A 12,151-nucleotide genomic window follows, 5' to 3' on the forward strand; every position below is an offset into this window, starting at 1 on the left:
GAAACGCGGCCACGCAGAGCCACGTGCACATCGCTACACGCATAACGAACACTGACGGTTGAAATGGCGGGGAAAAGACAGTCCGAATTCGCGCGGGGATTGAATAGGCGTGCGTTCAGGCATACCCATGCGCTGATGTTCGGCGCGCTCGGCGCTTGCGTGCCGGCGTCCGGGCACGCGCAGGCGCTTGCCGGCGTTAGTAGCGTGTTCAGCGGCCAGCGCAACGACGATCGCGTCGATGCTTCGGCAATAGTGCCTGAAGTGCCTGCGCCCACAAGCGAACCTGTCGTGAATCCGTACGCTGAGAGTCCGTCGGCGGCGCTCGGCTACGCGTTCAATACGTTCCATACGTCCAGCGAAGGAGCAGCGGACACACAGAGTTATCTTGGCTTTACTGCCGGCGTCAATATCGGCAACTGGCGAGTGCGCGAGCGGGGTGTGTTGCAGTCCAATACGGGCCGGGGCACGTCCTACCAGAATGTCGCGGCTTACCTGCAGCGTGACATCCCCTCGTTGAAGAGCCAGCTCGTGCTGGGGGACCAGTTCACGGACGGCGCTGTGTTCGACAGCATCGGCGTGCGTGGCGTAAAGATGGAGAGTGTCGATAGCGCGGTGTCTGAGTCGCTGCCCGGTTACGCACCTGTGGTGCGCGGCGTGGCGATGTCGAATGCGCTGGTCACCGTTACGCAGAACGGCAACCGTTTATACGAAGCGACAGTTGCGCCAGGGCCGTTTGAGATTGATGACGTTGCACCAACAGGGTACGGCGGCAATCTGCTCGTTACCGTGACGGAGGCGGATGGAAGTCGGCACAGTTTCACCGTGCCGTATACATCTGTCGTACCGCTTGTGCGGCCAGGCTCGACGCGCTTCAGCATCGTCGGTGGCGTGACCCGTGACGCGCAGATCAGGCATCACGGCGCTTTGCTGCAAGGCGCGGTTCAGCACGGTATCAACAGCGTGATGACGGGCTATGGCGGGGCGATCGTCGCCGACGGCTATCTGTCCGGCCTGATCGGCGCGGCGCTCCGTACGCCGATCGGCGCACTGTCGGCCGATGTCTCGGAGGCTCAGGCCGATGTATCGCATGCACGGAGTATGCGCGGCACAAGTCTGCGCATCGGCTATAGCGAGTTCATCGAGCAGACACATACGAACGTGTCCGTCGCGGCGTACGGCTACTCATCCGGTGGCTTCCTCACACTGCGCGACGCGATGCTGGGGCGGGACGCAATGCAAGCGGATTCTGGCGCAGACGGCATCCGACGCCGGCGCAACCAGTTGCAGATCACCCTGAACCAGCGCGTCGGCGCCGGTGACGGTTCGCTTTATGTGGTCGGCTCGACCTCGAATGATTGGAACCATTCGGGCTCCGATACGCAGTTTCAGATCGGATACACCGGCGCGTTACGTGTGGCCGAAACGAATCTGAACTACACCGTATCGGTTTCCCGTCAGCGCAACGGGCTGGCAGGGCCAATGAGCAATCAGGTGTTCGCAAGCGTCTCGGTGCCGCTCGGCAAGGTGGAGCGCGCCTCGTCGCTGTCGATGGGCCTGATGCATGACAGTCGTGCCGGCTGGTCCGAGCAGGCCATGCTCGCGGGCTCCGGCGGCACCGCAGATGAACTGCGTTACGGCATATACGGAACGCATTCGGAACGGTCGACTACAGGTGGTGGCAGTGCGCAGTACCAAAGTACCTACGCGACTTTCGGTGGGAGTGCGAGCGGCGGTTCCGGTTACTCGCAGGCGTCGGCGAATATGCGGGGCTCAGTGTTTGTTCACCGGCGAGGCATTGCGCTGGGCAACGAACCTGGAGTCACAGCGGACATTGTTTTGCCGAAGAACGGCGTAAATGTCAGCGCGCCAGACTCTATTGGCCCGAACGCGAGCAGTCCCGGTTATGTGCCGGTGCCGCATCTGGAGCCGGGCGGTGCGGACCGGATTGAAATCGGCGTCCGGCGCGAATTGGCCAACGGCAGCGCCGAACCGACGGATCCGGAGACTGCGTCGCGATGGAATGAGTGGGTCATCAAGCAGGAGACGGTTGGCGACAACGTCGCTGCGAATGTCGCCACTGCGGACCAGACGGAAGGCGCCGAGCGTCTGATGCTGTTCACGAACATCATGCCGATGAAAGTGTATGCACGTAATTCGGTTGTCCTGTGGTCGGAAGTCGAGCGCGGGAACGGGCATCACTGAAATAGCCGGGGGCGCTCACGCGCGATGTCCTCACTCGGGGCTGTCTGAAAATCTGCGTGGCCCAGATGGATAAAGATTCGAGAATTGGCCGAGTCTCACTGGAGGCAAAGCCATGTTTTGTAGGTCGTAGTCTGTAGTTATAGCTGTACTAACTTTATTTCACAAAAAAGGCAAGAAAATGCAAAAGATCGATCGTAACGCGCTGGCTCAATCGAAAATCGCCGGTGGCTGCTGCAAGGGCTACTGTGCACCGGCGAAGCCGGCACCGGCACCGGCACCGAATTGCCACTGGGGGCGTAACTAAGCAGCGTTAAGGGTGTAAGGGCGGGCTGATTACCCGCCCGCAGTCTCGCGAAGCCCGATCGTTCGCGATCGGCCTTCGCGTTCAGATGACGAATGATGGCGTTCCCGCGGAACGGCTATGTCACCGTGACGAAGGAGCGAGCATGGGGTTGTTAAAAGCGTTGCGCGCGTTGCCCGTTGCCGTCAGGCGCGGTGCGAGGCGCGGCCGCGCCTGGGTGCAAGGCGCCTGTCTCGCGCGCATACCTCTGCGTGCGATCGAACCGCTTGCAATTTTCGCGTGGTACGTGGGGAGTCGTTTCAACGCTCGGCTACGCTGGAGCGGTATTGAGCGGCGGGATGTCGGGCGCGACGTGTTGAAGCTCGAACAGATTGACGACCATCGCGTCCTGTCGGGCAGGGTGCTCGAGAAACTGATCGATCAGCGGCTTCATTTCGGCCGCCAGCGCAATCGCGCGGAAGCCTGGCCGGATTTGCAACGCGCGGCGAGCATCCTCGCGCAGATCATCAGGAAGGTGAAAACAGCGACGCCGGAGCGGGCGGTCATCGTTTCGCCGTTTCACTACCTTTCGCAATACGCCAATATTTATCTGATCGACGAACTGCGCAAGCAACTCGGTCTCGCGTCCATCGGTGTCGTATCGGGCGTGCCGCAAGACATCTACGGAAGCGATGAGGCGATGATTCCGCACATCGACATCCTTCACACCTATAGCGAAACGAACCGCGGCGGATTGGGTTTGCGCGCGGCGCGCTCGCTCAGACGCAACGGCGTCGTCGTGCTGTTTTCCGACGCGCCGCCATTCGCGTTGAGCGGCTATCCGATGGAGACGGTCGGCGTGTCCATGTTCGGCCGTTCGGCGCGTATTCATAACGGCGTATTCCGTATGGGCGCGCCGCTCGACGCGCTGCTGCTGCCGTTCTATCTGCGCTTCGAGCGTGGGCGTTTCAGTGCGGTCGTTCTCGAGCCGCTCGAGCTCGCGCGAAGCGACGCGCCTCAACGTGTCGCCGACTGCATCGAGAAAGCGCTGAGAGAGAACTATGCGCGCTCACTGGCCGCCGGACATCCTTCAATGTACGCATTTGCGCCGGCCAGATAAGCCACACGAGCAGCGTTGGAAAGACACATCTCGTCTCAGAAGAGAGGCGGCAGGACAGTAATGGAACCAACCAGTATTCCGCAGTTCAAGGACATTTCCTGGCGCTGGATCGCCTATGCCGCGTCGGCAATCGTGGTGGTGGCGATTGGCTTCGGCTTTCTGCATGAAGTCGAGCTCAAGCAGGACGTGCAGTGCGAAATCGTGTCGGCATCCGAAGTGAAGGTGCGGGGTTTGAGCGGACTCGTGACGTCGGTGTACGTGCACCCGTCGGAACGTGTGGCGCCGGGTGCGCCCTTGTTCACACTGCAGCGCGATCTATCGTTATCGAGCGACGGCCGCCAGCGCAATGTGTTCGACTCGCAAATGCGCGACGAGCAGATTCGTGTCGCAGACGAGCAGTACACGCAGCGCAAGGCGCAACTCACCGCGCAGCGCGATGCTTCATCGCTGACCGGCGCGAGCCGGAGAGCGGAACTCAGCGCGCTGGATGAACAGATCGCCCAGAACCGCCAGCTTGCGGACGAATCGCAGCAGAAGCTCGTGCGTCTCAAGTCGGTGTCGGACTACGTGACAGCCGATCGTATCGAGCAGGCCAGCGCGGACGAGCATCAGGTCAAGGTCTCCATTGCTCAAGGCAGGGCGCGCCGCGAACAGTTGCGCGGCGAGATATCGACGTTAAGCGGCACGCTGATCGACCTCGATGCGCAACTGAAAGAGAACGACGCCAGGCACGAACAAAGCATTCAGGAAATCCAGATGCGCTTCGAGCAGTCGCGCCTCGACGCAACGATCTCGGCACCGCGGGCGGGAGTCGTCACGTTTTCGAAACTCGTGCCGGGTCACACGCTGGAGGCATCCGACGTCGCGCTCGTCATCGCGACGGACGAGAAGGGTGCGTTGCGGGCGGCGCTGCGCATTCCGTCGCGGCGTCGTGGGTTCGTCGAAAAAGGTCAGACCGTACGGCTTAAATTCGATGCGTTTCCGTACGCGAAATTCGGCAGCTACGAAGCCCGCATCGACGCTATTTCCGACACGACGATGCAGGCCTCCGCAGCGCCTCCTGGCGTTCCCGCCTCGCTGGCCGCTCAAGGCGGTGGAGACGGCGACTATCTGGCGTGGGCAACGCTGCGGGGCAAGACGTTCGACTACGGCAAGCAACATTTCGACATCTTGCCGGGGATGCGGGCAACGGCGAGCATCGTCGTCGAGCGCAGGACGATCGCCGAATGGGTGCTGGCGCCGCTTTTCCGCATGATCAGAGGCTAACAGGAGACCCGGTGCGAACGATCTATCAGAACGAAGTCGCGGAATGCGGCTATGCCTGCCTGGCAATGGTGCTTTCACATCTCGGCCGCGCGACTGAAGTGCGCGAGTTGTCCGCGTTCAGGCCAATCTCGGCAAATGGCCTGACTTTGATGGATCTCTACGACGTGGCGACCGACTTCGGCCTGGCCGTACAGGCCTACCGGTTCGACATGGCGGATCTTCATTCGGTCAAGCGAGGCTCGATTCTTCACTTCGGCGGCGCGCATTTCGTGGTGTTCGAGAAGTGCGGGCATGGCTACGTTCAAGTCCTCGATCCGGCCAGCGGGCGGCGGCGGGTCTCGATGGATACATTTATGGCGAGCGTGTCCGGTTATCTGCTGGAATGTTCGGCAACGCCTTCCATGCCGCGTATTCGCGCGAAATCGCCGGTGCCCGGTGCGCTTGAACGCGTGCGGGCATTGAATCCCGCACTGCGCAGGCAACTGGCGAAAGTCATGTTCGTCGCACTGGGAAGCCAGTTTGCGATTCTCGCCATGCCTTATCTCGGCAACCTCGTGCTCGACTACGTGGTCTCCGCGGACAACCTGAATTTGCTGAGCGTGTTAGTGCTGACATTTGCCGGCATTTTCGCGGTCGGGGCGCTGAGCCAGTATGTGGAGTCGCGCCTTGTCGAACTGCTGCATCAGCTTACGCAGGTCAACATGACCGAGGGATTGCTCGGCCATCTCCTGCGCAACCCGATGTCGTGGTTCGAAAAGCGTCATGTCGGCGATGTCTTCGCACGCGTCAAGGCGCAGGACGAGATCAGCGTCTATGCGACCCGAACCGTCACGTCGATGTGCATCGACATCGCGGTGGGATCTCTGGCGCTGGGTCTGATGCTGGTGCAGAGCCGCATGCTGACGGCCGTCGCCGTGGCCATGTTCATCCTCTATCTTGCCGTCGCGCTGGGCATGTTCGCGCGCATGCGGGACAACCACGCGCTTGTGCTGGAAACGTCGGCGCGCTGCGACGACGCATTGATCGAAACGATCCGGGCTGCGAGCCTGATTAAGCTCGCGCAGGGCGAGACGCGCCGTACGGCGCTCTACATGATCAAGTACAAGGAATATGTGGGCGCGCTGCTGGCGAGTAACAGGTTGAACAGCGCGCGCGACGCGATCCTCAAACTGGTCCAGTACGCGGACACGATTGCGATCACCTGGTTCGCCGCGCGGCTGATGCTGGCCGGCAGCGTTTCCGTGGGCGTGTTCTATTCGTTTCTGATCTACAAGTCGTTGATGTCCGAGCGCTTTGCCCATGCCGTCAATGGCGCGTTCGCGTATTTCATGCTGAGCGTGCCGACCGCGCGCGTGGCGGATATCGTCGAGTGCGAGGAAGAGCGATATACGCCGTTTGCCGAGCGCAACCGTGTGACGGAGATACGTATGTTCGAGCGTATCGAGGTGCGCAACGTCACGTTTCGCTACGGCGTGTCCGACCAGCCGGTTCTGCGAGACGTGAGTATCGATATCCGGCATGGCGACAAGATCGCCATTACGGGTCCGTCGGGCGCGGGGAAATCGACGTTATTCAAACTGCTGTCGGCTGCCGAGCCGCTTCAGAAAGGTCAGATCATGCTCAACGGCATCGCATGGCCCAATCTGACTATCGACGAAATCCGCCGGCATGCGGCCCACATGCGTCAGGGCGACCTGATTCTGCACGGCTCGATTGCCGAAAACATCACGTTATTCGCAGCCAGTATCGACGAAGACCGCGTACACGCGCTGCTCGAAGACGTCGGATTGATGCAGGACGTCATGCGTCTGCCGATGCGCACCCGGACCGTGATTAGCGACACGATTGCGAACATCTCCGCTGGCCAGCGGCAACGCCTGCTGTTGGCGCGTGCGCTCTATCAGGGCCGAAGTCTGCTGCTGCTCGACGAGCCCACGTCCAATCTGGATCCGGCTTCGGTGCAACACGTGGCTGCCTTGCTGCGCCGGCTGAACTGCACGGTTGTCGTGATCACCCACGACCGGTCACTGGCAGCCGCGTTCGACGTTCGGTATCGCCTTGTAGACGGTGCACTGATGCCCGAGCACTTACATCCTCTGCCGGAGCCGATCCATGCTTAAGTTCCGTGTCGCGCGCGTTGCGGTGCACCTGTTTTGCGCCATGGCGAGTCCCGCATTTGCGGCTGACCTCCTCACCGTCACGCAGCAGACGCTCGGCCGCGACTCCAGCCTCGCGCAGGCACGTGCGGGCTACGCGGCCGCGCAGCAGGCTGTTCCGCTGGCGCGTGCGGGATTACTGCCGCAGATTTCCGCAGGCTGGGGGCGCACCTACAATCGCCTCGCGACAGATGGTTTTCCGACCACGACCTACTGGCAATCGGGCTGGACCGTCAATATCGCGCAGCCGTTGTTTGACTGGACGAAATGGAGCAATTACAAGCAGGCGGATTTTGTCGAAGCGCGCGGCGCTGTCGAACTGAATGCCGCGCAACAGGCGGCGATTCTGCGCGCCGTGCGTATCTATTTCGAAGCGCTTGTCGCCGAGGATGAACTGAGGCGCGTGAGCGAATACGCGGCCGCGGTCGATCAGCACCTGCAGTTGATCAATCGGGGCAAAGCGGCGGGTGAAGCAACGCTGATCGATTTGCGCGACGCCCAAACCGCGCGCGAGAAGGTCGCGATCGAGCGGATGGATGCTGAAAACACGTTGCTTGCGAAGCGCCGGGCGTTCGAGCAAGCCACCGGCGTGCCGTTCGAGACGCTCGCGCGATTGCCAGAGTCGTTGCCCATGCCGCGCCTGCAACCTGAGGACATTGATGCATGGGCCGCGCAGGCGAAGAATCACGCGTTCGACGTGCAACTGAAACAGCTGGACTGGGAGATCGCCCGGACGGAAGTGAGCAAGGCGCAGTCGGCGCACTTGCCCTCGGTTTACCTGACCGGAAGCTATACGCCCGCCGGCGCGGCCTCCGGTTACTCGCGACCCACAACCACGACAACGGGCATGCTGGCGGTCTCGATACCGATTTTTTCCGGCGGTGAGACACAGGCAAAGGTGGAGGCGTCATCGGCGCTGGAAGACAAGGCGCAAGAGGGCTTCACGGGCGCCACGCGGGACGCCGAAGCCGCGGCACGCGACGATTACAGCCGCTATCAGTACGGGCGCACGCGAATCGACCTGCTCACGCATCTGGTGGCGTCATCGCGAGAAGTGCTGGCGGCCACCCGAGTCGGCTTCCGCGTGGGTAGCCGCACGGCCAGCGACGTGCTCAGAGCGATCGACGCACTCTATTCTGCGCAACGCGATTTGCTGGCGGCTCGTTATGACGCCATCGTCGCGTTGATGCAACTCAAGGGCGACACAGCCGCCCTGAGCATTGCCGACGTGGTCCAGATCAACAATGTGCTGGTGCACTGAAGGAACCGTGATTTGGCCCGTTGATATGGCAGATGTGCTAAAAATAACACTTTCGCGTGGGTAACCCCATATAGCGGGAAGCAGCATGGATGAGGCCGTTGCCCAAATTCAGCAACACTGTGTTCAAAATAGCCAAACTTGACTCTGTGCGTATGCACATATAGACTCCAGCTCATGAACCGTCCCATCTCTTACGACGAATGCAACTGCTTCGCGCTGCGCCAGGCGGCCCGGCACGTCACGCAAATCTACGAACGCCACCTCGGCGAAGTGGGCCTGACGGCTGCGCAGTTCACGATTCTCGCCAAGCTCGCGCGCATGCCGAATCTGCCCATGGTGGATCTGGCGGACGCCATGGTGATGGAGCGCACCACGCTGGTCCGCGCTATGAAACCCCTGCAGCGCGACGGTCTGGTAGTAGCCGAATCGGCGGAGCATGACGGCCGCACGTTTCTGTTCAGCCTGACGGACAAGGGCGAAGCCACGTTTGATCAGGCGGCCATCGCGTGGCGTGCCGCACAGGACGAGTTTGAAAAGAAGTTCGGCCATGCGCGCGCCAAAACGCTGCGCGCCGAACTCTTCAGCATCACCGGCTAGTTGAGGCGCACCCGCTCGTTCCGACGAGCATCGGTTCGCCTGTTTATGTGCATACGCACTCACAAACGAGGAAGTGCAGCAATGGAAGGGCTCTTCGACGACGACTGCTTTGCCATCCGCCAGGCCGCGCGTTATGTCTCGCAGATATACGACCGGCACCTGGCGAATGTCGGGCTGACCATTACGCAGTTTTCGCTGCTGGGACGGCTCAAACGCACCGGCCCCATGACGATGAAGCAAATGGCTGAAGCCATGCGCATGGAACGCACCACCCTGGTCCGCACGATTCAGCCGCTGCGCCGCAACGGCCTCGTGTCGAGCGAGGCACTCGGCGCCGACGCGCGGGCGCTGACGATCACGCTCACGCCTGCAGGCGAGGCACGTCTCAAGGCCGGGGGCGAACATTGGCATGCCGCGCAAGCCGAATTCGAGCATCGTTTCGGCGAACGGCGCGCGGCTGCATTGCGAGGCGAATTGTTCGCCATCACACGGGATTCAATCTGAAGTCGCGGATACGGCGACGTACAGCCGGCGCAATCCACGCGCCGTTTTTTTTAACGTAACGAGTGCATACGCACATATCGACACCATGTCCACTACTCCATCGACTATCGCCCCGCCGAGCGCGGCGCAGACCGCCAAACCGGCACGGCGCATTCCGTGGATGCTGCTCGCGGTCATCACGGTCATTGCCGTGCTGGCGCTTGCTGCGTCGTACTGGTTCTTCGTCGGCCGCTTCGTCGAAACGACTGACGATGCCTACGTGGGTGGCGATGTCACCGTGATGGCGCCGAAGGTGAACGGCTTCGTTACGGATGTGCTCGTGCACGACAACCAGTTCGTCCACGCGAACGAGGTGTTGATCCGGCTCGATGCGCGCGATTACGACGCGCGGCTCGCCCAGGCCACGGCGGAAGTGCAGAGCGCACAAGCCGCGGTGATCGAACTGCAGGCGAAGAAATCCTTGCAACTCGCCACCATCAATGAGCAGGCCGCCGAGGTGCGCGCGTCCGGCGCCGAATTGACGCGCAGCGCCGCGGACCAGACGCGCTACCGCGAACTGGTGAAGGACGACGCGGTATCGAACCAGGTCGTCGAACGCGCGGATGCCGATCTGACCAAAGCGCGTGCGGCGGTCGATCGCAGCGGCGCCGCGCTGATCGCGGCGCAACGTCAGATTGCGGTGCTCGACGCGCAAATCGGCGACGCCGAGGCGCGTATCGCGACGGCGCAAGCCGCCCAGCGTGTCGCGGCGCTGAATGTGGAGTACACGACGATTCGCTCGCCGATCGACGGCTATATCGGCAATCGCACGGCGCGTGTCGGCCTGCTGGCGAACACCGGCGTGTCGCTGCTGACCGTGGTGCCGTCGAGTGGATTGTGGATCGACGCCAACTTCAAGGAAGACCAGTTGAAGAAGATGCGCGTCGGCGACAGCGTCGATGTCGATCTCGACGCATCGAGCACTGCGATTCACGGTGTGGTGGAAAGTCTGGCCCCGGCCACCGGCGCAACGTTCAGCGTGCTGCCTGCCGAGAACGCCACGGGCAACTTCACGAAGATCGTGCAGCGCGTGCCGGTGCGTGTGCGGCTGAATGTGCCGAAGGAAATGCAAGGCGTGCTGCGCCCCGGTCTGTCGGCCACGGTGAAAGTGCATGTGAGTTCCGGCAACGCGCCGGCGCGCGGATGAGCCGATCATGACCCAAGTTCTCGCCAACCCCGCCGACCTGCCGACGCGAACCAAAGTCCTGGCGTTCACGCTGATGTGCGTGGGGTTTTTCATGGCGACGCTCGATATCCAGATCGTGGCGTCGTCGCTCAAGGATATCGGCGGCGGTTTGTCCGCGAGCCAGGACGAACTCTCGTGGGTGCAAACCTCGTATCTGATCGCTGAGATTCTGGTGATTCCGATGTCCGGCTGGCTCACCCGCGTGTTCTCCACGCGCTGGGTGTTCGCGTTTTCCGCGCTCGGCTTCACGATCACCAGCATGTTGTGCGGTCTCGCGTGGGACATCAACTCGATGATCCTGTTCCGCGGTTTGCAGGGCGCGCTCGGCGCCGCGATGATCCCGACGGTGTTCACCACGGCCTTCGTGCTGTTTCCCGGCAAGCAGCGGCTGATTGCATCCACCACCATCAGCGCGCTCGCCACGCTCGCGCCGACCATTGGTCCGGTGATCGGCGGCTGGATCACGTCGCAATGGTCGTGGCACTGGCTGTTCTATCTGAACCTGGTGCCGGGTCTGGCCGTCGCGCTGATGGTGCCGAAATACGTGCATTTCGACAACGTCGAACTGTCGCTGCTGAAGAAAGGCGATTACCTGGGCATCCTTCTGATGTCCGGTTTTCTCGGTTGCCTCGAATACGTGCTGGAGGAAGGGCCGCGCAAGAACTGGTTCGGCGACGACGTGATCCTGACGTGCGCGTGGATAACGGCGATCTGCGGATTCCTGTTCATCGTGCATGCGTTCACCGCGAAAGAGCCGATCGTCGATTTGCGCGCGTTGGCGATCCGCAACTTCGGCATTGGCAGTCTGCTGTCGTTCATCACCGGGATCGGGATTTTCTGCGCGGTGTTCCTGACGCCGGTGTTCCTGTCCCGTGTGCGTGGCTTCGATTCGTTGCAGATCGGCGTGGCGCTGCTGTCGGTCGGCTGTTTTCAGTTGGTCGCGATGGTGGCGTATTCGGTGGTCGCGCGCTTCATCGACATGCGGATCCTGCTGGTGTTCGGCCTGGTGCTGTTCGGCGTCGGCTGTTATCTGTATGTGCCGCTGACCAATCAGTGGGGCTGGCAGGAGTTGCTGATCCCACAGGCGTTGCGCGGCATCGGTCAGCAGTTCTGCATTCCGCCCATCGTCACGATGGCGCTCGGTTCATTGCCGATGTCGAGGCTTCGCTCCGCAAGCGGCCTGTTCAACCTGATGCGTAACCTGGGCGGCGCGATCGGCATTGCGGTGAGCAGCACGATGCTCAACGACCGCCTGAACCTGCACTACGAGCGGCTCGATGAACATCTGAACGTGGGCCGTCCGGTGGTCGAATCGATCTTGCAGCAGCAAAGCGCGCATTTTGCGGCGGTGGGCGGCAACGCGCTGAACGCGGCCAACGCCGGGCTCGGCCAACTGCACGCGCTGCTGATGCGCGAAGCGCTCGTGCTCACGTTCTCCGACACGTTTTACGCCCTGTCGCTCTGTTTCGTGGTCGGCCTGCTGAGCGTGCTGTTCTCGCGCCCGTTCGGCAACACCGCACCGCCGCCCGATGCTCATTGA

At 61.8% G+C, this 12,151-nt stretch carries 9 protein-coding genes; all 9 read left to right on the top strand.

The features are described 5' to 3' along the window. Positions 1-63 precede the first annotated feature (63 nt). The 9 genes from P0D96_RS04670 to P0D96_RS04710 all read left to right on the top strand — a co-directional run bounded on the left by P0D96_RS04670 (position 64) and on the right by P0D96_RS04710 (position 12,151). Positions 64-2,202, top strand: coding sequence for a fimbria/pilus outer membrane usher protein (locus tag P0D96_RS04670; RefSeq protein WP_408312079.1), 2,139 nt, complete (start codon positions 64-66; stop codon positions 2,200-2,202). 446 nt (positions 2,203-2,648) lie between these two features. Next, positions 2,649-3,602 carry a lysophospholipid acyltransferase family protein gene (locus P0D96_RS04675; protein ID WP_408175066.1) on the top strand — a complete coding sequence of 318 codons (954 nt, stop codon included), beginning with the start codon at positions 2,649-2,651 and terminating at the stop codon, positions 3,600-3,602. Between the two features lie 60 nt (positions 3,603-3,662). Then, positions 3,663-4,868 (top strand): HlyD family secretion protein, encoded by a 1,206-nt coding sequence (locus tag P0D96_RS04680; protein ID WP_408280955.1) that lies wholly within the window; start codon positions 3,663-3,665, stop codon positions 4,866-4,868. Positions 4,869-4,879: 11 nt separating this feature from the next. Then, on the top strand, positions 4,880-6,988 hold the full coding sequence (locus P0D96_RS04685; protein ID WP_408175064.1) for a peptidase domain-containing ABC transporter: 2,109 nt from the start codon (positions 4,880-4,882) through the stop codon (positions 6,986-6,988). Continuing rightward, positions 6,981-8,285: a TolC family outer membrane protein gene (locus P0D96_RS04690; RefSeq protein WP_408312083.1), complete on the top strand. Its 1,305-nt coding sequence runs from the start codon at positions 6,981-6,983 to the stop codon at positions 8,283-8,285. The genes P0D96_RS04685 and P0D96_RS04690 overlap by 8 nt, the downstream gene beginning before the upstream one ends. 174 nt (positions 8,286-8,459) lie before the next feature. Continuing rightward, positions 8,460-8,882 (top strand): MarR family winged helix-turn-helix transcriptional regulator, encoded by a 423-nt coding sequence (locus P0D96_RS04695; RefSeq protein WP_408249197.1) that lies wholly within the window; start codon positions 8,460-8,462, stop codon positions 8,880-8,882. An 81-nt stretch (positions 8,883-8,963) separates the two neighbouring features. Then, positions 8,964-9,386: a MarR family winged helix-turn-helix transcriptional regulator gene (locus tag P0D96_RS04700; protein WP_408175061.1), complete on the top strand. Its 423-nt coding sequence runs from the start codon at positions 8,964-8,966 to the stop codon at positions 9,384-9,386. 85 nt (positions 9,387-9,471) lie between these two features. Next, on the top strand, positions 9,472-10,572 hold the full coding sequence (locus P0D96_RS04705) for an HlyD family secretion protein (RefSeq protein ID WP_207915700.1): 1,101 nt from the start codon (positions 9,472-9,474) through the stop codon (positions 10,570-10,572). Positions 10,573-10,579: 7 nt separating this feature from the next. Next, positions 10,580-12,151 (top strand): DHA2 family efflux MFS transporter permease subunit, encoded by a 1,572-nt coding sequence (locus P0D96_RS04710; protein ID WP_408175059.1) that lies wholly within the window; start codon positions 10,580-10,582, stop codon positions 12,149-12,151.

This window comes from Paraburkholderia sp. RL17-347-BIC-D (genome assembly GCF_046027915.1).
In the GTDB taxonomy this organism is placed as follows: Bacteria; Pseudomonadota; Gammaproteobacteria; order Burkholderiales; family Burkholderiaceae; genus Paraburkholderia.